The sequence below is a fragment of the Weissella paramesenteroides genome, assembly GCF_051903945.1.
In the GTDB taxonomy this organism is placed as follows: domain Bacteria; phylum Bacillota; class Bacilli; order Lactobacillales; family Lactobacillaceae; genus Weissella; species Weissella paramesenteroides_A.
Window position 1 is genome coordinate 2,037,663 of sequence record NZ_CP192268.1, and the last position, 25,172, is coordinate 2,062,834.

24 protein-coding genes and 2 riboswitches are annotated in these 25,172 nt (G+C 37.3%); of the genes, 12 read left to right on the forward strand and 12 right to left on the reverse strand.

The features are described 5' to 3' along the window. Positions 1–57 precede the first annotated feature (57 nt). Entirely contained in the window at positions 58–255 is a 198-nt protein-coding gene (gene thiS, locus ACQ4QH_RS10105; protein ID WP_439818774.1) for a sulfur carrier protein ThiS, read from the reverse strand. A 42-nt stretch (positions 256–297) separates the two neighbouring features. After that, positions 298–387, reverse strand: a riboswitch (TPP riboswitch). A 96-nt stretch (positions 388–483) separates the two neighbouring features. Beyond that, positions 484–573, reverse strand: a riboswitch (TPP riboswitch). 247 nt (positions 574–820) lie between these two features. Between thiS and ACQ4QH_RS10110 the strand changes: the two genes are divergently transcribed. Next, the gene (locus ACQ4QH_RS10110; protein WP_439818775.1) at positions 821–964 is read left to right on the forward strand and encodes a putative holin-like toxin; all 144 of its coding nucleotides are present in this window, start codon (positions 821–823) and stop codon (positions 962–964) included. A 149-nt stretch (positions 965–1,113) separates the two neighbouring features. On the opposite strand, the gene ACQ4QH_RS10115 is transcribed toward ACQ4QH_RS10110, so the two are convergent. Then, on the reverse strand, positions 1,114–1,950 hold the full coding sequence (locus tag ACQ4QH_RS10115) for a DUF368 domain-containing protein (protein ID WP_439818776.1): 837 nt from the start codon (positions 1,948–1,950) through the stop codon (positions 1,114–1,116). A gap of 231 nt (positions 1,951–2,181) precedes the next feature. On the opposite strand from ACQ4QH_RS10115, the gene ACQ4QH_RS10120 reads away from it, so the two are divergent. Continuing rightward, positions 2,182–2,706 carry a GNAT family N-acetyltransferase gene (locus ACQ4QH_RS10120; protein ID WP_439818777.1) on the forward strand — a complete coding sequence of 175 codons (525 nt, stop codon included), beginning with the start codon at positions 2,182–2,184 and terminating at the stop codon, positions 2,704–2,706. A 57-nt stretch (positions 2,707–2,763) separates the two neighbouring features. Here ACQ4QH_RS10120 and ACQ4QH_RS10125 read toward each other — a convergent pair whose 3' ends face one another. The 3 genes from ACQ4QH_RS10125 to ACQ4QH_RS10135 form a co-directional block, all read right to left on the reverse strand. Then, positions 2,764–3,300, reverse strand: coding sequence for a helix-turn-helix domain-containing protein (locus ACQ4QH_RS10125; RefSeq protein WP_439818778.1), 537 nt, complete (start codon positions 3,298–3,300; stop codon positions 2,764–2,766). 147 nt (positions 3,301–3,447) lie between these two features. Continuing rightward, complete coding sequence (locus ACQ4QH_RS10130; RefSeq protein WP_439818779.1) at positions 3,448–4,806, reverse strand: amino acid permease; 1,359 nt, start codon at positions 4,804–4,806, stop codon at positions 3,448–3,450. A 297-nt stretch (positions 4,807–5,103) separates the two neighbouring features. Then, the gene (locus ACQ4QH_RS10135) at positions 5,104–5,772 is read right to left on the reverse strand and encodes a potassium channel family protein (protein ID WP_439818780.1); all 669 of its coding nucleotides are present in this window, start codon (positions 5,770–5,772) and stop codon (positions 5,104–5,106) included. 187 nt (positions 5,773–5,959) lie between these two features. Here ACQ4QH_RS10135 and ACQ4QH_RS10140 point away from each other — a divergent pair, with 187 nt between their 5' ends. The 8 genes from ACQ4QH_RS10140 (at position 5,960) to ACQ4QH_RS10175 (ending at position 16,213) form a co-directional block, all read left to right on the forward strand. After that, positions 5,960–9,778 carry an NEAT domain-containing protein gene (locus ACQ4QH_RS10140; RefSeq protein ID WP_439818781.1) on the forward strand — a complete coding sequence of 1,273 codons (3,819 nt, stop codon included), beginning with the start codon at positions 5,960–5,962 and terminating at the stop codon, positions 9,776–9,778. A 4-nt stretch (positions 9,779–9,782) separates the two neighbouring features. After that, entirely contained in the window at positions 9,783–10,544 is a 762-nt protein-coding gene (locus ACQ4QH_RS10145) for an NEAT domain-containing protein (RefSeq protein WP_439818782.1), read from the forward strand. A gap of 6 nt (positions 10,545–10,550) precedes the next feature. Further along, entirely contained in the window at positions 10,551–11,411 is an 861-nt protein-coding gene (locus ACQ4QH_RS10150) for an ABC transporter substrate-binding protein (RefSeq protein ID WP_439818783.1), read from the forward strand. Between the two features lie 9 nt (positions 11,412–11,420). Continuing rightward, positions 11,421–12,362, forward strand: coding sequence for a FecCD family ABC transporter permease (locus tag ACQ4QH_RS10155; RefSeq protein ID WP_439818784.1), 942 nt, complete (start codon positions 11,421–11,423; stop codon positions 12,360–12,362). Next, entirely contained in the window at positions 12,349–13,035 is a 687-nt protein-coding gene (locus ACQ4QH_RS10160) for an ABC transporter ATP-binding protein (protein WP_439818785.1), read from the forward strand. Before ACQ4QH_RS10155 ends, ACQ4QH_RS10160 begins: the two co-directional genes overlap by 14 nt. A gap of 636 nt (positions 13,036–13,671) precedes the next feature. Then, complete coding sequence (locus tag ACQ4QH_RS10165; RefSeq protein WP_439818786.1) at positions 13,672–14,412, forward strand: ABC transporter ATP-binding protein; 741 nt, start codon at positions 13,672–13,674, stop codon at positions 14,410–14,412. Further along, positions 14,390–15,553, forward strand: coding sequence for an ABC transporter permease (locus tag ACQ4QH_RS10170; RefSeq protein WP_439818787.1), 1,164 nt, complete (start codon positions 14,390–14,392; stop codon positions 15,551–15,553). Before ACQ4QH_RS10165 ends, ACQ4QH_RS10170 begins: the two co-directional genes overlap by 23 nt. 15 nt (positions 15,554–15,568) lie before the next feature. Then, entirely contained in the window at positions 15,569–16,213 is a 645-nt protein-coding gene (locus ACQ4QH_RS10175) for a TetR/AcrR family transcriptional regulator (RefSeq protein WP_439818788.1), read from the forward strand. Positions 16,214–16,320: 107 nt separating this feature from the next. Here ACQ4QH_RS10175 and ACQ4QH_RS10180 read toward each other — a convergent pair whose 3' ends face one another. After that, positions 16,321–16,983: an amino acid ABC transporter permease gene (locus ACQ4QH_RS10180; RefSeq protein ID WP_439818789.1), complete on the reverse strand. Its 663-nt coding sequence runs from the start codon at positions 16,981–16,983 to the stop codon at positions 16,321–16,323. A 15-nt stretch (positions 16,984–16,998) separates the two neighbouring features. Beyond that, positions 16,999–17,850: a transporter substrate-binding domain-containing protein gene (locus tag ACQ4QH_RS10185; RefSeq protein ID WP_439818790.1), complete on the reverse strand. Its 852-nt coding sequence runs from the start codon at positions 17,848–17,850 to the stop codon at positions 16,999–17,001. 294 nt (positions 17,851–18,144) lie between these two features. Between ACQ4QH_RS10185 and ACQ4QH_RS10190 the strand changes: the two genes are divergently transcribed. Further along, positions 18,145–19,788, forward strand: coding sequence for an acyltransferase family protein (locus tag ACQ4QH_RS10190; RefSeq protein ID WP_439818791.1), 1,644 nt, complete (start codon positions 18,145–18,147; stop codon positions 19,786–19,788). An 8-nt stretch (positions 19,789–19,796) separates the two neighbouring features. After that, positions 19,797–20,048 carry a hypothetical protein gene (locus tag ACQ4QH_RS10195; protein WP_439818792.1) on the forward strand — a complete coding sequence of 84 codons (252 nt, stop codon included), beginning with the start codon at positions 19,797–19,799 and terminating at the stop codon, positions 20,046–20,048. A gap of 362 nt (positions 20,049–20,410) precedes the next feature. Here ACQ4QH_RS10195 and ACQ4QH_RS10200 read toward each other — a convergent pair whose 3' ends face one another. The 5 genes from ACQ4QH_RS10200 to rpmH all read right to left on the reverse strand — a co-directional run bounded on the left by ACQ4QH_RS10200 (position 20,411) and on the right by rpmH (position 24,475). Continuing rightward, entirely contained in the window at positions 20,411–21,238 is an 828-nt protein-coding gene (locus tag ACQ4QH_RS10200) for a sugar phosphate isomerase/epimerase family protein (RefSeq protein ID WP_439818793.1), read from the reverse strand. 789 nt (positions 21,239–22,027) lie between these two features. After that, entirely contained in the window at positions 22,028–22,657 is a 630-nt protein-coding gene (lepB, locus tag ACQ4QH_RS10205) for a signal peptidase I (RefSeq protein ID WP_131474042.1), read from the reverse strand. A 356-nt stretch (positions 22,658–23,013) separates the two neighbouring features. After that, a complete protein-coding gene (locus tag ACQ4QH_RS10210; protein WP_330155487.1) occupies positions 23,014–23,847 on the reverse strand; it encodes a YidC/Oxa1 family membrane protein insertase in 834 nt (277 codons plus the stop codon). A 27-nt stretch (positions 23,848–23,874) separates the two neighbouring features. After that, positions 23,875–24,231, reverse strand: a complete 357-nt coding sequence (rnpA, locus tag ACQ4QH_RS10215) for a ribonuclease P protein component (protein WP_439818794.1) — start codon at positions 24,229–24,231, stop codon at positions 23,875–23,877. A gap of 109 nt (positions 24,232–24,340) precedes the next feature. Then, positions 24,341–24,475, reverse strand: a complete 135-nt coding sequence (rpmH, locus tag ACQ4QH_RS10220) for a 50S ribosomal protein L34 (protein ID WP_002828338.1) — start codon at positions 24,473–24,475, stop codon at positions 24,341–24,343. Positions 24,476–25,172 lie beyond the last annotated feature (697 nt).

Here is a 25,172-nt window from a genome sequence, read left to right on the forward strand (position 1 = left end):
TTTTGGGTACGCCTCAACACCTTGAAATTTTGGTGTCATTTTATTTTTTCCTCTTTTCTAACCACCACCGACAAACGAAATTAGTTCAACGTGATCATTTTCTGACAACGTTCGGTCTGCTAATTCCTCACGATGAATAATCTTACCGTTTAATTCCACAACAACATTTTGCATCATCTCTGTTTTTTCTTGTAATAAATCAGCTAATGTTTTACCAACCATATTTACTGTTTGTTCACCATTTAAAATAATCAAAAAAATGCCCTCCTTTCTGATCTTGAAAGAAGGGCATTTGCACACAGTCAAATATCGCACTTCCTTCGATCGTATTACCGACATCAGGTTCATGGGTATATTCTCAGCCTTTCAGCACCCCAGACGATGATTGTTTAGATTTAGTTTTTGCCAATTGCTCTATGCAATCCTCATAAAATATAAAAAAGCAGTCTTTTTGCATTCACAAAAAGACTGCCCATTAATCTCTATATATGGACTGTATCTTCCTGCGCAGGTATTAACCAAATCAGGTTCAGTGGGTATATTCTCAGCTTTTCAGCACCCCAGATACGTTAATTAACTTAACAAGATAACCATAGCATGTTTAATTATGAAATACAACTCATTATTGAAATCGCTTTCAAAATTATTTAGCTATATGCTTTATTAACGTTCAAAAATTAAACAAGCAATACATATTTTGTTCTGTATAATACGACAAGTAGAAAAGTTAAGATGGTAGCTATTCCTATACTCAAGAGGTGGTGGTGCTTATGGTGTAACAACCATATTGAGACCATATTCTAAAGCAAGGGGTAGTTGGGTGTCGATTTCAGATGCCCTACAACTAATGTTGATGTTTGGTACCTTTATTGTGTCCTTAGTCACATTAGTTGTTGAGCTAATTAAAATTAGCAAAAAAAATAACCGTCTTAGCTTTGCAGAGCTAACAGTTACTTATAACTAATCTTTGCTACCGTCTAACGGTTCTACAAGGAGTCCTGTTTCCGCAGGGCTCCTTTTTTCTATTCACATTATAGCATGACATATTACTAGTGGGAAATGTCATACCTACTTAAAATTTCCCTAATATAAAATTCTAAATTTTTATTTTTATTATACTGTTATCGGCTTAACTGTCTGCTCTAAACGACCCATCCACCAACCTAGCCACGTTCCTAGCGCTAACAGAATAATTGAGAACGCATAATGCCAAACAGTAAAACCAGTGTAATCTAGCGGGATAATCATGACTGTTGATGCCATCACAATTCCGAAAATCATATGGAATAACTTTGCATAAGCAACTTTAAAAATATAGGCCATGATTTTTGCAAACACTAAAACAATCCCAATTAATCCCAAAATAAGGGGGATCAAAACTGATAAATCACCTGTTTTAATACCATCACTCATCCCTTTGTACAGACCTAAGTAAATTAAAAAGTTAGATGGGCTTAATCCTGGTACAAGAAGACCTAAGCCAATTAATCCACCAGCTAAGAGCCAGGCACTCATACTAGGCTCAATCGTTGAGAATAAAGGTCGGCCAAACCATAAGAATAATAACATTAAACCTCCCGCAATAACGGAAAGTATAATGTCCCATGTTGAACGTCCCATTTTTCCGGCTTCATGCCATAGTGTGGGAACAGTTCCTAAGATAGCACCAATAAAGAACCAGCGCGCAACACTTTCAACTTCTCCCAGCATAAAACTAATTAAAAACGAGAGTAAGAAGATGCCAACAACTGCTCCGATGCCAACGGGCATAAAGAAACGGACATTGGCTTTAAAATTTTTCAATGGATTCGCCATGAACAAAATCAATCGTTCATATAATCCAAATACGGCAGCCAATGCGCCACCACTAATTCCTGGTAAAATAAATCCTGATCCAATTAATGCACCTTTAACAGCACGGAAGATAATATCTCCTGGTCGTTTTTGCATTGATTATTTCCTCATTTCATTTAGTTCATCGTTTATTAGTCTTTGTGAGTAAAATCCTCTCAAGATTATTATATCTAACGAACCTTTTAAATTCTTAAAATTAAAACCAACCAGCAATGTTATCAAAGCTGATGGTGGTTGGACCGTCTAACTGTAAAAAGAAACGCCTTACTTTTTATTTTTTTGCTATAATTAAGTACAAAATTTAAACAAGTAGGGGGGATAAATCCTATGTCATTAACTTATACTCGTCAAGCAAAACCCTCAGATGTTGATGCGATCTATCGTATCATTCAACAAGCTGTCGCGTATCTTGGCAGTCAAAATTCACCACAATGGCAAGGATCAGCCGAACCAAACCGCAAAGAATTCGAAGATGATATCAATAAGGGCATCGTTTATGTCCTCATCTATAATCAACAAGTTGCTGGTGTCGGGAAACTAGTTCCTGGTCCAGAACAGGCATATGAAGATATTGATGGGTCTTGGTTAGGTAATGAGTCCCAATACATGAGTTTGCATCGGATTGCGATTGATGCAGATGTTCGTGGTCAAGGTCTTGCTCATCAACTCATTCACGATTTAGTGATGTTATCGTTAGATCATGGTTATCGTGATATTCGTATTGATACGCATGAAATCAATAAAGGCATGCAAAAAACAGTTAAAAAAGCCGATTTTGATTACCGTGGTCATGTCCAAATGCCTGTGCCAAACGGTGACCGATTAGCTTTTCAACTGTTATTAATGAATTAACAAATACAAAAAACAATCTACTAGCAAATTTTGTTAGTAGATTGTTTTTTTATATTATCACTCGAAATCAGAATCAATCACTGCCTGCTTCCACCCGTCAATAAAACTCATTATAAAATCATTGATTGCTGGGATTAAGAACATAACTACTGTAATCGCAATTAATATAATTACACGCCTTGAAACAATTTGATCAAGTTTATGCCAGTCTAATTTAAACATGACAATTATAAGCAAAATGGCTCCAAAATCCGTAAAATACGAGCTAATATCATAAATATTAATACTAGCTATTTTCATTCCAATAAATACCATGAATGCGATTAAAGCACTCACGATGACTGCCTGTAGTATTTTTGACATCTTCATCTTTGCATCAATTTGTTCTGCTAATTGTGTGTCCGATTTAATAAATTCATCTAAAGAAATATTAAATAATTCACTCATTGCTACAATATTTGTAAAGCTAGGTAGTGCTGTATTTTGTTCCCACTTAGAAATTGATTGACGCGAAATATGTAACTTATCAGCCAAGATTTGCTGCGACCATTCTTTTACTTCCCGTTGCCTTTTAATTTGTGACCCTAAATCCATACTCTTTGTTCCTCCTATACTAATAAATCTATCGAATTCCCACAAAATTACCAAGCACCAAATAGTTGCATTCCCTATATAATCAGGTTTTTACCAAATAAAAAATTGACTGGAAAATTTTTTACACTTTCCAATCAATTCAATAATTTATATTTTTTGTGAGCGTTTTGCCCATAAACTATAGCCAACCAACATCAATACAAAGAATATAATCGTTAAGAAAACAGATAGTCTTGTTGATGGGTCAAGTGCCAATATAATGAGGACAACCACAAAGAACCCAATTGTTAAATAACTAGTTGCTGGAAACCAGGGCATCTTATACGGATTATTTACCGCCGCTGTCGTTTGCTTATATTTAATATGGGCAACCATGATAAGTATCCAAACAAAAATAAAACTCATCGTTGCAACACCCGTAATCATGGTAAAAATCTTTGATGGGAAAAAGTAGTTAAGTAATACAACTGCCAAAAAGACAATTGCTGAAGCTAACATTCCTGTCACTGGCACCATATTTTTCGAAACACGCGCCAATGATTTTGGTGCTTGGCTATTTTTTGCCAAGACATATAATGTCCGTGATGTTGAGAAAATTGCCGAGTTAGCAGCAGACAGGGCAGCTGTTAACACAACAAAGTTCACTAACGTTGCAGCAAAATTAATGCCCATACCAGAAAATACTTGTACAAATGGCGATTGTGATGTGTCAATCTGATTCCAAGGATAAACTGACATAATGATTGCAATTGCACCAACATAAAACAAACCAACTCTCACTGGCACAGAGTTGATTGCCTTGGGTAAATCACGCTCTGGATCTTCCGTCTCACCAGCAGTTAACCCAACCATTTCGATACCAGTAAAGGCAAAAATTACCATTGGAAAGGCCATGATAAAGCCCTTAAATCCAGTTGCAAAGAATCCACCATGTGAAACTAGATTTCCAAAACTTGCAGTGTTACCACCTGTGTGAAATCCTGAGATAATCAAGCCGATTCCAACAATAATCAATGCCAATATCGCAAAAACTTTAATTGAGGCAAACCATGACTCTAATTCACCAAACCATCGCACATTGATTAGATTAAACGTGACCAGTACGATAATGACAATTAATGGCGTTACCCATTGTGGCAGCGATGGAAACCAGTACCGCAAATAAATACCGCTCGCAGTTAGATCCGCCATCGCCAGACTTGCCCAACTTAACCAGTACGCCCAGCCGATAGCGAATTCCCATTTGTCACCCAAATAAATACGGACAAAATCAATAAATGACCGTATCTTTATATTCGAGAGCAACAACTCACCAACCGCTCGCATCATTAGATAAGCAAACAAACCAGTTAATGCATACGCTAAAATTAGCGCTGGACCTGCTGCTTTGATTGCCGATCCTGATCCTAAGAAAAGACCGGTTCCAATCGCTCCACCAATAGCTATCATCTGCACGTGACGTGCTTTAAGACCACGTGACAATTCACGTTCCGACTGATTATTCATAAATATACCTCACTGCATGAGGATATAAAAAATCCCCATGCCAAATTAAATTTGACATAGGGACGTTTAATAACGCGGTTCCACCCTAATTCTTAGTCGCTGACTAAGCCACTTAATTACAGGTAATTTTCGTTTCTCCAAAAGCGCCACTACTAGCCGATAATAATTTGCTTTCACCAAATACAAACTCTCTAAATATTATCAATAACTAATAACTTCTTTTTTCATCAAAACACAAATTAGTATGGTTAACTATATGCTGATTAAACTTGATAGTCAATAGCCAGCTAACAATAATTACTTAATTTTGGCCACTAGTGATTCAAAGTGTTTCACATCCTTTGTTTCGCCAGCAACTGTCAGCACATCTCCAACTTGAATGATTTCATTGGGTTCTGGCGTAATCACCACACGATCCTCAGAACGAATGGCAATGATATTTAGACCATAATTTTTCCTAATATCTATTTCTTCAATGGTCTTATTGGCAAAACGCAAATTACCTATTTTAATTTCACCTAATGAATGTTTATCCCCTAAGTCAATAAAATTAAGTAGATTAGGTGTCATTAATTGTTCAGCCAAACGATGCGCCATTTCACTTTCAGGTCTCACAACCTGATCAGCACCAACTTTATCTAGCACACGAGCATGCAAATTATTCTCAGCTTTCGCAATCACATGACGTACACCAATATCTTTCAATAGGATTGTTGTCAAAATTGAAGCCTGTTGATTATGACCAATTGCAACCACAACATGATCAAAACTTGCTAAATCTAAGTCTCGCAAAGCATCTTCATCTTGCGCATCTGCAATCACGGCATGAGTTGCAATATCCATATAGTTTTCTACTAGAGTTGGATTTTTATCAATGACTAAAACTTCTTGATCAGCATCTATAAGTGATTCTAGTAATGAGCTACCAAAACGGCCCAAACCAACAATCGCATATGTCTGTTTCATATCGGTAACCTCTCAAATTTTCTATAACTTATTTTATCACTAATCTGATTAGGTCTTTAAATAACTTGATTAACCTAAAAATAACCTTTAAAATTGTATATGTTCAATTATGAACTTTTCATGAATATTATGTGAAGTCTTGTAAATGGGACAAATCAAGAATAATAGAAGGAGTTTTAGGATAGGTATGAGTACTTTTTCACGAACTGCAACACTGTTTTCAACAGTTGTTCTTGGAAGTATGCTAACAACAACGACTGTCTCAAGTGTTAACACGATTGTTAATGCTGCTGAGACCACACAAGCTGTGGCAACTAAAAAGAATTATGATTTGAAAATTTTGCAGGGAAACAGCGATGCAACATCTACTGCATCACAATTTTATTTAAACACAATTTCATTAGAGAAGCAGGCAAACGGAAATTATTATGCTTACTTAACATCTAATACACCCGTTAACCTTGGTGATGAGCCCATTTCAAGTGAGGATACACAACACCAAGTTGTTAAAATGGGTACCACACAAAAAAATGGTTATAACCAAACCGTTTATCGTCTAGCGTTGACAGCAGATGAATTGGCCAGTGGACAACCAATCAAAACCAAGATTCATGTCAACATTCCAATGATGGATTATGATCACGACTATGATATTCGTTTAGCTATTCAAGGATTTAAGCCCGAAGCTGCTTCTAGCTCAAGCTCTAGTTCTTCTGCAAGTACATCTGATTCGAGCAGCTCAGTAAGTTCTTCTTCAAACAATTCAAGTAGCTCAATTGCTCATTCAAGTACAACAACAAGTGTTGCACCAACAAGTTCAAGCCAAACAAGCAGTAGCTCACAGTCATCTAACAATGATACAGCTACCTCTAGTGTGGTAAATAACGGGCAAAATAATAGTAGTGATACAGCATCATCTACTGTTGTTTCAGATGACACGACTACTTCATCAACGGATTCAACAGTTAACATTTCAGCAGACCAGGGGATGTCACGCTTTTTGAAGCCAACCGCGCGCATTGATGTTAAAGGTGAACAAACCGATATCACACTGAGTTTAAACGATGCATCATTAGCAAAAATGATTCCATCACTAACACTTGATGGCCAGACAAAATCAGTTAGCGGTCAAGATACAACTTTTACTGTTCCAACTAAAGATCTAACACCAGACAAAGATGGTAAGCTAACTCTTAAGTCGCTAACCCATGTGTCTGCGCAAGGTTATACACATGACTATCCATCAAACATTACTTTTGATGTTAGTCAACTTATTGCCCAAAATAACCTAAAAACTGGTAGCTACCAAATTGCGGTCAGTCCTGATAGTCATATGGATAGTTTCTTTGCCAAAGAATTTAACGTTAAGGTTGGCGCACTAACAAGTATCGTTAGTGTTACTTACCAAGTACCAAGTATGATGGGAATGATTCCATCAGTCACTTTTGATGGCCAAACAAAATCAGTTGTTAATAAGTCAACAACTACTGATTTTACTATTCCGACCAAAGATCTGGTACCTGGTAAAGATGGTAAAGTAACCTTGAAATCATTTACCAGTGTACCAATGAGTCCATCTAAGGGTTATAACTCAAATATTACTTTTGATATGAACCCTGCACTTGTTAAATCAACAGGTGATAGTAGTAATTCATCTAGTTCATCATCAGAATCAACAGCATCATCTGACAAAGACATCTTGCAAGACGGCACTTATTCTATTAATTATAATGTCTATAAGTCAGGTACAACTACTGATTCAACGATGAAGACTTATATGAAGTCTCCAGCAAATGTTGCTGTTAAAAACGGGCAAGCAACAATTACATTTGCGACCCAAAATGATGCCATGTCAATGATGAAAGAATTTTCCGTCAATGATGTTGCCGCTAAGGCTGATGGCAACAACTGGGTAGTAACCGTACCGGTTTCTGCCTTGTCAAAGACGATGACATCTAACATGACAATTTTTGTTTCAGCAATTAACTTTACTGAGCATCCAAGTGCGGATATTGTCTTTGATATGAGTAGCATCAAGAAGACCGGTAATAACAGTGGTAGTGCTGCTAATTCTAGTTCAGCTTCTAGTGCTTCATCTTCTAGCAAAGCTAGCTCTGCTAGTTCATCACATGCTTCGAGTGCTTCATCTTCTAGCAAGGCCAGCTCTGCCAGTTCATCGCATGCTTCGAGTGCTTCATCTTCTAGCAAGGCCAGCTCTGCCAGTTCATCACACGCTTCGAGTGCTTCATCTTCTAGTCAAAGCAACTCTAAGACTGACATTACCAAGGATGGCAAGTATTCTGTAAACTACCATGTTTATAAATCAGGTACTACGACAGATTCAACCATGGTAAAGTATATGACTTCTTCAGCAACGGTCGCAGTTAAGAATAGTAAAGCAACAATTACTTTCGCTACCCAAAATGATGCTATGTCTATGATGAAAGAATTTTCCGTCAATGATGTTGCCGCTAAGGCTGATGGCAACAATTGGGTCGTCACTGTACCAGTTTCTGCCTTGTCAAAGACGATGACATCTAACATGACAATTTTTGTTTCAGCAATTAACTTTACTGAGCATCCAAGTGCCGACATTGTCTTTGATATGAGTAGTGTTAAGAAGATTGGTAACAACGGCGGTAGTGCTGCTAGTTCAAGCTCAGCTTCGAGTGCTTCATCTTCTAGCAAAGCTAGCTCTGCTAGTTCATCACATGCTTCGAGTGCTTCATCTTCTAGCAAGGCCAGCTCTGCCAGTTCATCGCATGCTTCGAGTGCTTCATCTTCTAGTAAAAACAACTCTAAGGCTGATATTACCAAGGATGGCAAGTATTCTGTAACCTATGATATTTACAAGACGGGTACTAAAACAAATTCAACGATGAAGACTTATATGAAGTCTCCAGCAAATGTTGCTGTTAAAAACGGTCAAGCAACGATTACTTTCACTACCCAAAATGATGCTATGTCTATGATGAAGGCATTCTCAATCAATGGTGTTGCTGCTAAGGCTAACGGCAATAGTTGGGTCGTAACGGTGCCAGTTGCTGCGTTGTCAAAGACGATGACATCTAACATGACAATTTTTGTTTCAGCAATTAGCTTCACTGAGCATCCAAGTGCGGATATTGTCTTTGATATGAGTAGTGTTAAGAAGACCAGCAACAACGGCGGTAGTGCTGCTAGTTCAAGCTCAGCTTCGAGTGCTTCATCTTCTAGCCAACCTAGTTCTGGTAGTGCTTTATCAACAAGCCATCAGACACTTGTTCCAAACGCTACCTTGCACCAACTAACAATTTTGCAAGGCAACAGTAACAGCACATCAGTTGCTGCGCAATACTTCTTGCCAACCATTCAATTAGTTAAAAATAATAATGGCTCATATACTGGTTATGTGACAACGCATACGCCAGCAATGATGGGATCAGCGCCAATTACATTTATGGATGGTACCCACCATGTAAAGCGTATGAGTAATTTTAAGACTGGTAATTACTACCAGGCTGTTTACCGATTCTCGTTATCTGCAAACGAAGTTAAGGCACCGATTGCGACAACAATTCATGTTCATTTCACAGCGCCATTAGCGTATGACCACACTTACACAATTCGTTTCGTTATTGGTCGTACGTTAAATAATGCTAGTGAGGCAACTCAACCAACGACTGGTTTGCCAAACATGTCTGATAACACGTTGACCACTTCATTAAACACTAGTGATGTTTCACGTGGAACATCTGATCCTGTGGCAACTGGAACATTTGAAAATACTAGTGCTAATACTGACTCTGCATTTAGCCAACAATCTGATGAAAAGACCAATAAGCCTAAACATTCAGACAAAAAAGTTACTGTTAAGTCGGATACAAATGTTTCAAAAGATACGAAAGCTGATCAAAAAGACAACACAACTCGCCGCAACATTCTCATTGTCGCTGGTGGTGTTATTGCTGCTGCGCTAGGTTATGTTGGTGTGTCATTGTTGACCAACTTCTTTAAGAAGGGGTAAGTAGATGCACAACAAAAAATATTTACGTTATTTGTTGAGTATGCTGACACTCTTACTTTTCACGATTGGTGTTCAAATACCAGTGCACGCAGATTCATATAATGTGCCTTTGCAAGTATTAGAAAATGGCTCATCGAATACTTCCTATGCAGCTGCATACTTTGCTAATTCAGCAACCGTAACGCCCAATGGTAATGGTAGTTATACTGTCACATCAACGGTTACGACCCAGAAGGATTTGGGTAATTATCCTGTGCAGGTGCTAAGTATTGATGGCGCAGGTGCTAATGTATCACGCAGCGATTCCGGCAACTCACAGACAATTACTTACAGCTTCGTGACATCGAACTTAAATGCTCGTCATAATGCTGCGATTAAAGTTGATGTTAATAGCATTAACTATCATCACAACTATGTTGTTGGTTTATCATTGAATGCATCTTCAGTGCCTGCTGCAACATCATCGAGTTCATCTGCAACTAGTCAGTTATCAAGTTCAAGCAGCCAAGTAGCTAGTTCACAAACAACTAGTTCGAGTGTTGTTGCAAGTAGCTCAAGCTCATCTGAATCAAGCCAAAGTTCTGCCACAACGACTACTTCTAGTGCAACAAGTAAACACGCCGCATCTAAGAGCAGCCAAAAATCAACAAAACAAGTCGCTAAAGAGACTCATAAAGACAAGCAATTACCTGTCGCTGCTATTGTAGGTGGTGGTCTGGCAATTGGCGTTATTCTTGGATTAGCCATTAATCTCAAAAAGAAGTAATTGCCTATGCGAAAACAACAAAAAATCTTAACCGTTTTATTACTCGTGCTATTAATTATTAGTGCTGGTTGGATCTGGTTAATGATGCGTCCAGTTCATGAAACAACCGTCTCAAAAAGGATTGTTGTGACGACAAATGCGCAAGCTCAAATTTTTAATAAACTAGATGTCCCTTTAGTTGGTGTACCAACGCCTGGTACGCAACAATCGCTACCTAAAAAGTATCGTGATTTACCACAAGTTGGTAATCATGTTACTCCAAACTTAGAGAAAATTGGTCAATTAAAATCCGATCTGGTTTATTTGGATGCTGCCATTGCCTCTGACTATCAGCAAAAATTAGACAGTGAGCATATTAAATATCAACAATTGAAATTTAATACATTATCTGACTTACAAACGACGGTCACTTCTCTTGGTAAGACCTACCATCGAGAAACTGCTGCTAAACAATTAAATCACTCACTGTCCTTGCCACAACAACATCCCAAAAAGCGTCAAAATGTCTTGTTATTGATGGGGATGCCTGGCGGTTCATTTTTAGTTGGTACTGAACATAGTTATATTGGTGATTTAATCACCAAAGCTGGTGGTCATGTAGTCGGGTCTGGTTCAAGTCCATTTGTCACAATGAATGCTGAGCAAATTGCACAATCGCAACCAACAGTTATCATTACAATGGCGCATGCAATGCCTAGCAGTGTCTTCAAAAACTTTGACGCACTTTTCAAGCAATCAACATGGCAAGCAGTGCCTGCTGTTAAGGATGGTCATGTTTACCGTGCCAAAGAACCAACATTCAGTATGACTGCTAATTTAAATGCACCGAAAGCCTATCAACAAATTCAGACTTGGCTTAAAAAATAGGAGGAGATAATGTCTAGGTATTATCGATTTATTTTGGTCATCTTAGTGATTGTCAGCATCATGATCGCACTGGTTGTTGGTAGTACGCCGATTTCTCTGTTAAAAATGATGCAAGGAAATCACGACACTTGGCAGTTAATTATCAATTACCGTTTACCAAGAATCCTTGTAGCGGTGCTTGGTGGTGCACTTATTGGTGTAAGTGGCTTGTTACTACAAAGTGTTTTACGCAATCAACTCGTTGATACATCTATTCTAGGAATTATGAACGGTAGTCAGTTTTTACTAATTGCACTCCTCGTTCTTTTACCTAGTTTCTTAAACGTCAACGTTTTGCTAGGTAGTTTTGCAGGATTAATACTGACCGCGGTTTGGTTCGTTGTACTACCTAAACATCAACCACCATTGCGGTTGATTCTACTAGGAATCGCGACAGCCATGACTTTTCAAGCACTGACAAATATTGCGAGTGAAGGTTTGGGTGTCCCATTACCCTCACTAAGTACAGTGAGCTGGCCACAAGTTATGCAGTTAATGATGGTCATGATTATTGGTTGTATTTTGATTACGTTGGTCTGGCCAAATCTAAAATATTTTGCGCTCCCTTCTCGCCAAGTAAAATTACTTGGTATCTCAGAAGAGAAAACGATCTGGATCGTCCTACTGGCAATTGGCCTATGGACGGGTGCTCTGACTAGTCTCATTGGTATTGTTTTTTTCTTAGGTGCCATCTTGCCAGAAATTGCTCGCTTTATGAGTCCGAAACAAAGAAGCCAACATTTAATCTGGCCAACTGCTTTGTGGGGCAGTCTGTTACTACTTAATGCTGATACGATTGCACGCACAGTGGTCGCACCCAAGGAATTACCAACTAGTGCCATTCTACTAGCTATCAGTGGACCACTATTTGGTCTAATGTTAATCAAAGGAGGTCATCATGCTCGACATTAATCATCTATCTTTTAGTCGTGGTAACCATAAGTTATTAGATAATGTGTCCGCCCGATTACCTACAAATCAGATTACGGCATTAATTGGGCCAAATGGCGTTGGTAAGTCAACCTTAATCCAGTTATTAACTGCTGAACTATTGCCAGACAGTGGCTCAGTGATTAACCAAGCTAAGCATGTTGCAGTATTATCGCAACATAATCAGTTATACGAACCTTTAACTGTTCGTGAATTATTACAGCTTAGTCACGCAACAATGGATGAAGAAGTGATTGACACGCTACAACTGACACCTTTACTAGATCAGGAAATGACTGATTTATCTGGTGGGCAACAACAACTTGCTTGGTTAGGGTTCGTTTTACAACAACAACCAGATTTATTAATTTTAGATGAACCAACCACATTTCTTGATTTACATTTTCAAGAATTATTCCTAAAAACATTACAACAGTTACAGGAAAAGCGACAAATGACGGTCTTAATGGTGCTCCATGATTTAAATCAGGCATTCCGTTACAGTCAGCATATTTGGCTTTTACGACGTACAGCCGATTTAGTCAGTGAAGCTGCTGTATTAATGCAAAATCAAATCGATTTACTTTCTGAGGCTTTTGAGACACCGTTACAATTAATAAAAACACCTAACCAGACAATTATTCAGCCAAAATAGCTTGATCATTTGTGTGGTATAAAGTAAAACACTAATGGATATGATTTCATCCATTAGTGTTTTTTACTTTATGAGAATGGCAATGCTTTTCATTAACCAATCATTGTAATAGTGATACAATACATCAATAAAGGGGGAGCTTGATGGTTGATTGGAAATATGGCGCATATATATCTATTTCGTGGCTTATAATATTAACTACTTTCGCGATTGTAAAAGGACTTACCAATAATTTTGGCTGGTATTTCTTAACGTCTTGCGTAGCAATACTGATAGTACTAATTGCTAACTATTTTTACGAGCATAAACATCCGCAATTTAAGGATAAAAGCAGGCTATCCACTATTCGATATTTTAGAGGATTTTGGGTACTATTCATTTTTATTATTTATCTTGTTGTTGCTCTAACGGCTTCGCATTTCAGTGATCTATTTTTCCTAATTTGTCTCTCGCTTGGACAAACTATACCATCTTTTTTTACCAAATATAAACGCAATTAATGTGCTCAAAAAAATTAGACCAAACCGGTCTATTTTTTTTGTATTTTTTTAGGAAGGTGTTATTCTTATGTCAAGAAGTGAATGCTCACTCACTTTAATACAAAACACATCGTCCAAATTAACAGGAGGGGTCGAGATGGGAGAAATCATTGCAGTAAAAGATCTTGTCCAAGGGTACGGAAAAAACATTGTTATTAGTGACATTAATTTATCTATTGCATCCGGTGAGATTTTAGGGCTAATTGGACCAAGTGGCGCTGGTAAAACGACACTTATTAATGCCATTATGGGCATGTTACGGCCAAAGAAGGGATCTGTCACTGTCCTGGGTACAGCAATGCCTAATCGTAAAATATTAGCCAAAATTGGTTTTATGGCTCAAGCTGACGCCCTATACGAAACACTAACTGCGCGAGAAAATTTAACTTTCTTTGGTCAAATGCAAGGCATGGACAAAAAGGACTTACCTGCTCAAATTGATTATGCAACGAAAGTGGTCAATCTGGATGAAGATTTAGATAAACATGTTAGTGACTATTCTGGTGGCATGAAGCGACGCCTGTCATTAGCCATTGCTTTAGTCGCCAACCCAGATATCCTAATTCTAGACGAGCCAACCGTTGGTATTGATCCTGAGTTAAGAAAACAAATTTGGCAGGAATTACATCGCTTAAGTCATGAAGGTAAAACAATTCTATTAACGACTCATGTCATGGATGATGCCGAAGAATCGGATAGCCTACTAATGATTCGCAATGGTGTTGCCATTGCTCAAGGACAACCAGACCAGTTAATAAAAGAATTTAAAGTTAATAGTGTTGAAGAAGTATTTTTAAAGGCAGGGAGGGAGCAAGATGCGTACACTGGCAATGATTAAACGAGTTTTACAAGAAATGTTGCGGGATAAGCGAACTTTAGCAATGATGTTTATTGCCCCATTGCTAATCCTCACTTTAATGTACTTTCTTTTCCAATCTAATAACAATCAAACCGCAGATTTAGCCGTTCGAAATGTTGATTCAACATTAATTAAAGCGATTGATAATGATAATTTGAAAATACATCATATCTCTTCCGATGATTCAGCAAAACAATTAATTCGTAATCATGATTATGCTGCTGTCATGACACAAAAAGGCAATAAGTTAACCCTAACGCTTCAAAATAGTAATCAAACAAAAAGCTCAATCATCAAAAAGAGTTTACAATCCGGGCAAATTAAACTGAAGACGCAAGCATCAGTAACTGCGCTAAAAACACAAAAGAAAGCTATTCAAAAGCTACAACAACAACTAGCGATGCTTGCAAAGCAAACAGGCACACAAACAAACGTTCAAGCATCCTTACCTAAGCAACAAAATACAATAACAAAAAATTACTCGGTTAGCACACATTATATTTATGGCGATAAGGATACTAATTTCTTTGACACCTTCTTACCAGTTATGATGGGATTTGTTGTTTTCTTCTTTGTCTTTCTAATTTCAGGAATTGCCTTACTACGTGAAAGGACAACTGGTACGTTAAAGCGTCTACTAGCCACGCCGGTTAAACGGGGTGAGATTATCACAGGCTATTTGAGTGGTTACGGTATTTTTGCCCTCATTCAAACACTGCTAATTGTTTTTTATAGTACGTACGTTTTCGATATTCAAATTTTAGGTAGTATTTGGAATGTCTTACTCATAAATGTTCTAATGGCCATGGTTGCCCTAACCATGGGGTTATTTATTTCAACATTTGCAGCGTCAGAATTCCAAATGATGCAATTCATCCCAATTGTCGTCATTCCACAAGTGTTCTTCTCAGGAATCATCCCCGTTGATCAGATGGCTGGTTGGCTACAAGTAATTGGCCATATTATGCCACTCTACTATGGTGCTAATGCCATGAGTGATGTGGTCGCGAAAGGGTTTAGTATCACCCAAATTTGGCCAAATCTATTAGCCTTACTACTATTCGCTACCTTATTCTTGGCTTTGAATCTAAATGCAATGCGCCGATATCGTGAAGTTTAAGGAGGCACAATTTAAATGGCTAATAATATTTCAACGTTATTTAGTAAAAGCCTCGATGAAATGAATATTTCCGATAAACAAAAAGCTGTTTTGCAAGCAAGTTTAACCCTTTTTTCCGAAAAGGGGTTTGAAAATACGAGTACTCGTGACATTGCAAGAATGGCTGACGTAGCAGAAGGCACCGTTTATAAGCAGTTTAAAACCAAACAAGAATTATTGCAGGCCATTGTTGGTTCTGTCATCAATAACGTAGTACCACAAATTGCTAGTGAGTTTGTCAATGAAACAACAGACAATGAGGAACCGGATTTTAAAAATTTTTTACAAAATCTGATTCAGAATCGAATGCAATTTTTTATTACCAATTTGCCACAAATTCGCATTTTAATACGTGAATCGATGACTAATGAAAAATTGCGCCTACAAGTTATTGAAAAATTTACACACTTACATTTAAAAAAGTTAGAAAGCAATTTTAAGTATTATCAACAACAGGGTCAACTTGTTGATTGGAATTTTACACAAATAATTCGATATATTCTTGGAACAACTGGTAGTTATATTGTGCCTTTACTTTTTTCTGGAAATACCGCTTTTGATATAACTCAGTCTAGCCGCGAGGCAACTGAATTCTTGATTAAAGGGCTACAGCCTAAATAAAAAAGAAGAGGTTGAGACATTTTCTTTTGTCTCAACCTCTTTGTGCTAAAAATGTATTAATTATAAGTTTATAAATTTGATAGCATAGACGCGTTAACTATCAACAACTATGCCAAATGTTTTTCTAACGTTGTTTGAGCAATCGTCATTAACCAACAGAAAAACCAATACAGAATCGCAATCATAATATAAATTGTCATATAATCCTGATCTGCACCAGCAATAATCTGCGCTTTCATAAACATTTCACTGACCGTGATCATCGCTGCTAATGACGTTCCTTTAAACAAGTCGAGTAAAATATTACCAAGTGCTGGTATAGAAATACGAAATACTTGCGGAAAAATCACTTTTCTTACAACCTTGCGATAAGGCAATCCTAGTGAATAAGCGGCGTCCCACTGTCCTTGACCAACAGCCAAAAACGATGAACGATAAACTTCTGAAACGAAAGCACTGCTGCTAATCGTAAAAGCAATCACTGCAGCCGGAAAAGCTGCTGTTTGAAATCCAAAATATATCACAAACAAAATGACCAACATTGGCACACCACGCATAAACGAAATAAACCCCCGTGCTGCCCAGTGTAAAAGTTTAAAATGACTAAGTTGAGCCAAGGTTAATAGTAGCCCTAGAATGAGTGACAACACAAAACTCACAGCTGTTAAACCAAATGAAATCGGAAAACCAGACAAAATTGATGGTATCGATGAGATAGCTAGTGGCGCATCAAAGAAATTAGGAATTGAAAGATAGTGTAAGAATGCCATTCACAATCACATTCCTTATTCCTTAATCGTAAAAGTCTTTGAAATATGAACGTTTGGTTTCTTAGTCACATCTGCACCATAGAATTTCTCAGACAATTTTTTCAATGTACCATCTTTTTTGAGCGAGGCTAAAGCTTTATTTACTTGCTTGGCCAACTTTTTATTATCCTTTTTCATCAAAATACCAACGCCAGCACCATCATCTTTAGTCTTAAAATACATATCCTTCTTAATCTTTAGACCATTATTAGGAACGGCTTTTAATGCTAGTTTTTGTAAATAATAATCATTCATAATAAAATCAGTCCGACCATTTTTAACATCGCGTAGATAGACATCATTCGAAACATTATTGTAGTTGATCGTCTCGGCACCAAGTTGCTTAGCTAAACGTTGATAACTCGTACCTGCTTCACCAGCGGCTTTTTTACCTTTGATATCATGCCAAGAATTAATTCCTGAGTTGTCACTCTTACGAACAACAATACTATTGAAGGAATGCTTATATGGTGTAGATAGCGTAAATTCCTTCTTACGCTGTGGTGAAATACCAATATCATTGGCTGCCATATCAACTTTACCTGTTTTAACCGCGGTTAATTGACCATCAACATTTAATTGCTTAAATTCTACTTTGCGTCCCATTTTCTTAGCCACGGCACGCACAATTTCAATATCATACCCAGTCAACTTTTTGGTCTTTGAATCATGATATGACGTTGGATAAAGTGTACCAGAAGTGGCAACCTCTAATGTTGATTTATCCGTCGCGTTACTACTAACTTTCTGACCATAACCTGCTACCAACAGACCAGCAGCAACTACTGTTATTCCACCCACGAGCAAACTAGTTTTTTTGCTAACCATTTTTCCAGCTCCTTTTTTGAAAACGCTTTCATAACTCAGTATAGAGTTAGAAACAATCTTTTTCAAGGAAAATCGGATTATCTTTGTAATTTTATTTGGCGTCAAAAAACACAACATTTTATATTTAAAATAAATCATAACAACATCAAATTATTAGTCTTCATCATTTTATAGAATTTTCTTCTATTATTTTTTATTGTTGTGCCCCAAAAGCTACGTTAGAATGCATACCATATACTTTTATAAAGTAATTAAACATTTTCGATCATACATATACTTAGAGAGTGAGCACACATGAGGTGGAATGAAACAAATAGGTCGCGTTATATTACCGGATTTGATGGACTGAGAGCAATCGCTGTCATTAGTGTCATAATATTTCACTTATGGCCAACATATTTACCAGGTGGCTGGATGGGTGTGCCGCTTTTCTTTGTCTTATCTGGTTATCTGATTACTGACCAATTAGTGCAAGAATACGACCGTGATGGTCATATAAAATTATTCAGTTTTTATTTACGTCGTATAAAACGACTATATCCAGCTTTATTAATGATGCTATTAGCAACGTCAACTTATATCGCCTTGTTTGCTCGGGATTTACTGTATAATTTACGTGCCATTCTAGCCAGTAATATGCTATATGTTTACAATATCTGGGCAACTAAACATGGTGAATCCTACTTTGATTCATGGGGCGGGGCATCCCCGTTTACGCATTTGTGGTCATTATCATTAGAAGGTCAATTCTATTTCATTTGGCCCATCATCGTTATGATTCTGTTAAAACAACCTATTCGACGCAGACAGCTAGGCGTGGCTTTAATTAGTTTGGCAGGTATTTCTGCTATCCTACTTGGTGTTATGTATGATCCAATCAATATCAATCGTGCATATTATGGTTCTGACACGCGGGTATTCGCAATCCTGCTTGGTTCAGCACTGGCGTTTTTTTGGCCATCAAATCGAATGCGATATAACTTACCAAAACCTGCTAAATGGCATTTAAACATCTGGGGTATATTCTCATTTGCACTAACATTGCTCATTTTATTCCGACTAAATGGGCAATGGGCGATAACCTACAAAGGATTAATGTTTGCTGCAACAATTGCAATAACGATGCTAGTTGCCATTACAGCGCATCCCGTTTCATTTCTAAGTCATGCATTAGACAACTCTTTTTTAAATTATCTTGGTGCTCGGTCATATAGTATTTACTTATATCAGTTACCGGTGTTTATCTTTTTTGATCGCATTGTACCTAACCATACAACCTTAGATTCAAACGTTCTAAAGTTAACGATTGTTCTGATATTGGCAGAACTAAGTTATCGTTACGTTGAAAATATTTTCCAAAAAATTAAAAAACCAATAGCAGCAATTCATCCACGACAAAGATTCTTCGAAATTCGTTCGGTTCAGCTCACAATGGTTGTCGTTATGATGTTAATGGTTGGCACGGATTATGCGATATCAGCTAATGCAACCGAACACGCAAAACCAACAAACAATCTTGAAAAACGCTTGAATAATAATAAAAGCCGTATTGATCAAGCTAACAAAAAAGCCGTTGCCACGGTTAAACAGACAAAGCAAAAAACGGCTAGCCAGTCACCAAATGCACAATCTTCAAGTCAATCCAATCAGTTAGCCTTGTCACAACAAGATCATGATTTAATGACAAAATATCAACTTGATACGAATCAGTTTTCTGCAATTCATAATCAACCAGTCACCGCCGTTGGTGACTCTGTCATGCTTGATATTGCACCAAGTTTGCAAAATTTAATGCCTAAAACTGTTTCAAACGCTCAGGTTGGTCGGCAAGCTTATGCTGTTCCAGATATTTGCAGTCTTATAAAGATCAAAATATCTTATCACAAAATATTGTCATCTCTATTGGTACAAATGGGCAAATCAATCCCAATGATTTGAACCAAATTATGAATATTGCTGGTAATGGTCGGCAAGTTTATTGGATCAACGGTTTTGCTGATCGTGATTGGATAACACCAAATAATACGCTTTTGGCCAATCAAGCAAAAAAATATTCTAACCTACATATTGTCGACTGGGCATCACTTGTTCAAAAGCATTCAGATTGGTTAAGTGACGATCAAGTTCACCCAAATCCAACCGGCTCTTCACAATATGTCAGTCTAATCGCTAAAACAATCGCTGCTCAGAATCAATAAGTGAAAAAGAAGAACGAAACAAAAGTTGTTTTGAAGCCGGTGTGTAACGTGTTTTACGTCATTTTTGGCCGTAGCAAAGCGAAGGACAGGAATGGCGTAAATTGCGTTACATTAAGGCTTCAGACTTTTGGAACGCGTTTAAGAGGGAGTGTGAAAAAAGTTGGTTTGAAACCGATTGTAACGATAATTAGGTGGTTTTGGTTCGTAGCAAAGCGCAGAGCCAAAACCACCTAATTGTTGTTACAGTAAGGTTTCAGACTTTTGGAACACGTTTATGCTATCAAACTTTCATGCTGATAATTAATACATTTTTAGCAAAAAAAAGTTGGAACAAATTTTTTGTCTCAACTTCTTTTTTTGTATTAAACTAGGGTTTGATTATTTTTCTCAGCAACAATCTGCTTTAAGTAGTGATGACTTGCCATCATTTCTTGACAATGTAGTTGATCCGCTAAATTAATTTCATAGATACGACTTGCTGTCGGATTTAATTCATTTACCACTCGCTGCCAATCAACCAATCCTTTACCCAATGGCAAACTATCATGGTCTTGTCCCATAGAATCAACCAAATGATAGTGTTTCACTTGTGGCTTAAGGTGGCGCAAACTCGCTATTAGCGCATCATTGTCAGCATGAACTGCAATGAACGCATGGCTGATATCAAAAGCTAAGGGGAGATTGGCTTGAATGATTCGATTCTCAAGTTCAGGATCCCCATATCCGTAAACTGGTGAGATACCATTCTCAAAAACAACATGTTCGGGAGCAATTTCTCTTAATCGATCCATCTCATTAAAAACCGCATCCTGCGCTGCTGCAATCGTTGGCCACTGTGCTGTAATATCGCTAATGGCTGACTTATAGGCGCCATGAACCAACGCATAACTATTCGTTTGCGCCGCCAACTTTATCAAACGCGCCGCACTTTGGATAACAAATTCATACAATTCCGGATTGACCTTTGGATTCGTATACAGCTCGCAACGTTGATCATGCCATTTCATGGGATGATGAAAAACGATGTGAGGTACTTGATCACTGACATATGACACCATTTTTAGGAAGTGCTCCCAACCATCAGTTGTAAAGTCTTGATCCGTTAAATGAAATTCAAAGACATCAGGATGATATTGTAGTCGATCATCAATTTGGTCTTTATTAGTGCTAGCCTTTAATCCTAATTGCATAACAGTACCTCCATTCATTTCCTAGTATACACTGTTTAAAACTGCACGATTATTAATTGACGTCCAGTTGTTTTCGTATACATGTTAAGATTTAAAAAATTAACATGTATAGAGGTACTTTATATGCAAAGCATCCCCAAGATATTTTACAAAAAACAACTTTGGTTACTTCTTTTATTTTTAATCTCTATGGCTGAATACATATGGACATTATCTATTAATTTGTATGGCCCTGGCATCAACATAGCTTGGGAGATAGTTAATTTAGCGTTATTAACATATCTAATAAAAACCAAGGAAACACTCAAAATACCTTTAAATTTTCTATTCATGTTAATATTCAGCATAATAATTTTTATTAATTACAATCGGCAACAAGCAGAATGTAAAATAACAACGATACAACAAAATGAATATCGAATAAACTTGATGCAAACATATCACGTTAACTATACGCAATTAAAGACGGTCTTGAAAGGGCAAGTATCCCATGATTACTACATTTTTATTGGTTGTTCAACAAATCCCTATTGCAGAAAATTATCATCAGTAGTTAAAAGACTATCTTTGCAACAAACTGTCTATTATTTCAACACGGATAAATATTCATTCAATTCAGAGTTAAAAAGAATTAGCCGTAATAAAAGTCGATCAAAAAAGGACTGTTATCTCATTAAAATCCATCATGATATTTCTAAAAATAAGCATGAAATAAATGCTGTTTTCACAAAATAACCCTCACGACATGTATCCATATCGTGAGGGTTATTTATCTAATCTCAATTTTACTTATTCAAAATATGACTTCCAAGCTGTATTAATATTTTGCTTCTTAGTGGCATTGCCCCAGAACGGTACCTTAACAACCCCAAGGACTTTATCATTATCTACGAATCCCCAATAACGAGAATCATTAGAAACCGTTCGATGATCACCTAACACAAAGTACTTACCAGCTGGTACTTTAACTGTCTTTTGACGAGTCCAACCTTGACGATCACCCAATTGCTTAAGTGATGTCCAATTACCAACTTGGTTAACCGTATTGGTTGCTGATTGCTCAGATTCCGAAATATACTTCTGATCAACCACTTTGCCATTAACTTTAAGAACACCATTGACCGCACTAACCGTATCACCAGGTAATCCGATGACACGCTTTACGTAATCCTTACTTTCAGTTGCTGTTGGATCTTCACCGTGGGCATCAAATACGATAACGCTACCACGATGAATCGTCTCTGTTTTTAGTTTATCTGTCCTAAAAACAAAGACTCGTTCGTTATTGGTTAGATTTGGCTCCATTGATGCACCATCGACACGAACCATGGTAAACCAAACAGACCTTACCCCAAAAGCGATAAGTAATCCTACCAAAATTGGAATAACCCAAGACATTATTTCACGAAATGTTTTCATGGGTACGCTCCTTATACATAATATTATCAATGCTTAATTTTACCATAACTGACACTATAAGAGTTCTAAATTAAAAATAGATTAAGTGAAAGGCAGAGCGTGACACAAGTTGGTTTGAAGCCGGTGTGTAACGTGATTTGCGTAATTTTTGGCCGTAGCAAAGCGAAGGACAGGGATTGCGTAAATTACGTTACATTGAGGCTTCAGACTTTTGGAACGCGTTTAAGAGGGAGCGTGACACAAGTTGGTTTGAAACATGTTTATGCTAGAAAGCTTTCACGCTTATAATTAATACATTTTTAGCAAAAAAGATTGGAACATTTTTTCTGTCCCAATCTCCTCTTTAATATCTATTATTAACGCTTATGACGGCGCACTGCTTTACGCATTGCTCGTTGTTTAGCACGTTCAGCTTCTTTCTTTGCTTCACGTTCACGTCGAATTTCAAATGGATTTTGAATCGTCCAAGTTTGTGCAACCTGGAACGCATTTGAAATCACCCAGTAAAGTGATAGGGCAGACGGAACAGAAATGGCAAAGATGAAAATCATGATTGGCATGATATACGTCATTGATGTTGTCATACCATTCTTTTCTGGTTGTCCCATCATAACCAAATATGATGAAGCAAACGTAAACAATGCTGCCAAGATTGGCAAAATAAAGTAAGGATCACGATCTCCAAGTTGTACCCAGAAGAAAGTACCTGTTTCTAGTAGCTTTGTTGTACGAATAGCTGTATACAAAGCAATCAAGATTGGCATTTGAACAATTAGCGGAATAAAGCTAGCAAAGGGGTTAACACCTGCATCCTTATACAATTGCTTCTGTTCTGCTTGCATTGCCTGCATTGTTTCAGGATCACGGCTTGAGTACTTTTCTTGTAACTTCTTTAACGCTGGTCCAATTTCTTGCATTTTACGCATTGATCCTGTTTGATAAACCATCAGAGGTAAAATCAATAGACGAATCAATAGCGTGAAAACAATGATACCAAAACCATAGTTATCACCAAACCAGGCTGATACACCCAAAATTGAACGTGAGAAGTTAGCAATAATAATACCACGCCAGAAACCATTTCCTGCTACGTGCCCATCATACATGACAGCTGCAATGATCATGATCAATAATGCAACAAGCGCTGTAATTGCCGAACGCATTGTAAACATTTTTTTAAGAGTCTGCATTCGTTCTCTCCATTATATAGTAGTTTTTTATTTCGTTTCCTCATCAACAAAAATATTTGCTAACTTGAAAACGTGTTCTAAATTCTTTTTGATGATCGCCATGTCTTGATCATGTGCTGATGGGCGCGCAATAACTAAAATATCAAGATCCGAACGCATTTTTGGCTTAAATTCCAAAACACTTTGTCGAATACGCCGCTTTACCCACACACGCTCATGACCACGCAAACCCACCTTCTTAGAAATAGAAATTCCTAAGCGGAAGTGGGTTGGTTGTTCACGCGCCATTGTGTAAACAATAAACATTTTATTTGCGACCGAGTGATGCTGTTCAAAAACTAATTGAAAATCAGCTTCTTTTTTTACACGGTAACTCTTACGCATTTGTTTTTGCTCCAAACTTTTTCACGACAAAAGAAAACGCATGAGTCAGCCAAAATAGCCGACTCATGCGCGATCATTATCAGTAATCCTAATAGAAGGCCGGACCTAATTAGGCTGACAATACCTTGCGGCCCTTTTGGCGGCGACGTGCTAGCACCTTGCGACCGTTACTAGTGCTCATGCGCTTGCGGAAACCATGTACGCGTTCACGGTGACGCTTCTTAGGTTGGTATGTACGCTTCATATGAATACACCTCCCATTCGTAGTTAGATTTGGCCTGCGGTTGGCGAGGCCAAACCACAATTCGTATTCAATTGTACCATTACCAATGCATCAAATCAAGAATATTAAGAGTTTTAGAAATTCTTAAACTCTTTTAAATATCAAAAAATGTGCAATATCCATCTGCCTTAAAAAAAACTTTATATTTTAATAATTATCTTTTTTCGAAAAGTTTTCCAAAACCTAACGGAGCGTTATGTTAATAAAATTAGTCAATGTAACAGAGCGTTAGGTGAGTTTTCCCCATAATCCACAGTTTTTCCACATGTTCCACATATCGGGAAAACCAATGTTAAAATACCCTGTGGATATGTGTATAACTATTTGCAGAACTATTATATCAGGCTTTGGTTGTTAACAACTGCTTGTATATTTCTCACTTTTCCCCCGAGTTATCCACATTTTCCAGAATTTAGCCTAAAATTTGTTTCACATCCAGTTAATAACTCATATTAAGATTTCCACAGCCTGTGAATCTACCAAATTGTTACCTAAACTAGCCTAAACCATTGATACATCAACTATATTCCTTGTGGAAAACTTATCCACATGCTGATAAAATGTAATTTGTCGAATTGTGCTACTTATAATAGTAAGTTCAGCAAACGTCCTGTGGATAACCCACAAAAAAGATAAAAATTCTTAAGGAGGTTACCAA

What these genes read in the sequence shown, in the direction of transcription:
- ACQ4QH_RS10115 (WP_439818776.1), bottom strand. Translation starts at nt 1,950, where the DNA reads ATGCAAAAACGACCAGGAGATATTATCTTCCGTGCTGTTAAAGGTGCA.
- ACQ4QH_RS10120 (WP_439818777.1), top strand. Translation starts at nt 2,182, where the DNA reads ATGTCATTAACTTATACTCGTCAAGCAAAACCCTCAGATGTTGATGCG.
- ACQ4QH_RS10125 (WP_439818778.1), bottom strand. Translation starts at nt 3,300, where the DNA reads ATGGATTTAGGGTCACAAATTAAAAGGCAACGGGAAGTAAAAGAATGG.
- ACQ4QH_RS10130 (WP_439818779.1), bottom strand. Translation starts at nt 4,806, where the DNA reads ATGAATAATCAGTCGGAACGTGAATTGTCACGTGGTCTTAAAGCACGT.
- ACQ4QH_RS10135 (WP_439818780.1), bottom strand. Translation starts at nt 5,772, where the DNA reads ATGAAACAGACATATGCGATTGTTGGTTTGGGCCGTTTTGGTAGCTCA.
- ACQ4QH_RS10140 (WP_439818781.1), top strand. Translation starts at nt 5,960, where the DNA reads ATGAGTACTTTTTCACGAACTGCAACACTGTTTTCAACAGTTGTTCTT.
- ACQ4QH_RS10145 (WP_439818782.1), top strand. Translation starts at nt 9,783, where the DNA reads ATGCACAACAAAAAATATTTACGTTATTTGTTGAGTATGCTGACACTC.
- ACQ4QH_RS10150 (WP_439818783.1), top strand. Translation starts at nt 10,551, where the DNA reads ATGCGAAAACAACAAAAAATCTTAACCGTTTTATTACTCGTGCTATTA.
- ACQ4QH_RS10155 (WP_439818784.1), top strand. Translation starts at nt 11,421, where the DNA reads ATGTCTAGGTATTATCGATTTATTTTGGTCATCTTAGTGATTGTCAGC.
- ACQ4QH_RS10160 (WP_439818785.1), top strand. Translation starts at nt 12,349, where the DNA reads ATGCTCGACATTAATCATCTATCTTTTAGTCGTGGTAACCATAAGTTA.
- ACQ4QH_RS10165 (WP_439818786.1), top strand. Translation starts at nt 13,672, where the DNA reads ATGGGAGAAATCATTGCAGTAAAAGATCTTGTCCAAGGGTACGGAAAA.
- ACQ4QH_RS10170 (WP_439818787.1), top strand. Translation starts at nt 14,390, where the DNA reads ATGCGTACACTGGCAATGATTAAACGAGTTTTACAAGAAATGTTGCGG.
- ACQ4QH_RS10175 (WP_439818788.1), top strand. Translation starts at nt 15,569, where the DNA reads ATGGCTAATAATATTTCAACGTTATTTAGTAAAAGCCTCGATGAAATG.
- ACQ4QH_RS10180 (WP_439818789.1), bottom strand. Translation starts at nt 16,983, where the DNA reads ATGGCATTCTTACACTATCTTTCAATTCCTAATTTCTTTGATGCGCCA.
- ACQ4QH_RS10185 (WP_439818790.1), bottom strand. Translation starts at nt 17,850, where the DNA reads ATGGTTAGCAAAAAAACTAGTTTGCTCGTGGGTGGAATAACAGTAGTT.
- ACQ4QH_RS10190 (WP_439818791.1), top strand. Translation starts at nt 18,145, where the DNA reads ATGAGGTGGAATGAAACAAATAGGTCGCGTTATATTACCGGATTTGAT.
- ACQ4QH_RS10195 (WP_439818792.1), top strand. Translation starts at nt 19,797, where the DNA reads ATGAATATTGCTGGTAATGGTCGGCAAGTTTATTGGATCAACGGTTTT.
- ACQ4QH_RS10200 (WP_439818793.1), bottom strand. Translation starts at nt 21,238, where the DNA reads ATGCAATTAGGATTAAAGGCTAGCACTAATAAAGACCAAATTGATGAT.
- lepB (WP_131474042.1), bottom strand. Translation starts at nt 22,657, where the DNA reads ATGAAAACATTTCGTGAAATAATGTCTTGGGTTATTCCAATTTTGGTA.
- ACQ4QH_RS10210 (WP_330155487.1), bottom strand. Translation starts at nt 23,847, where the DNA reads ATGCAGACTCTTAAAAAAATGTTTACAATGCGTTCGGCAATTACAGCG.
- rnpA (WP_439818794.1), bottom strand. Translation starts at nt 24,231, where the DNA reads ATGCGTAAGAGTTACCGTGTAAAAAAAGAAGCTGATTTTCAATTAGTT.
- rpmH (WP_002828338.1), bottom strand. Translation starts at nt 24,475, where the DNA reads ATGAAGCGTACATACCAACCTAAGAAGCGTCACCGTGAACGCGTACAT.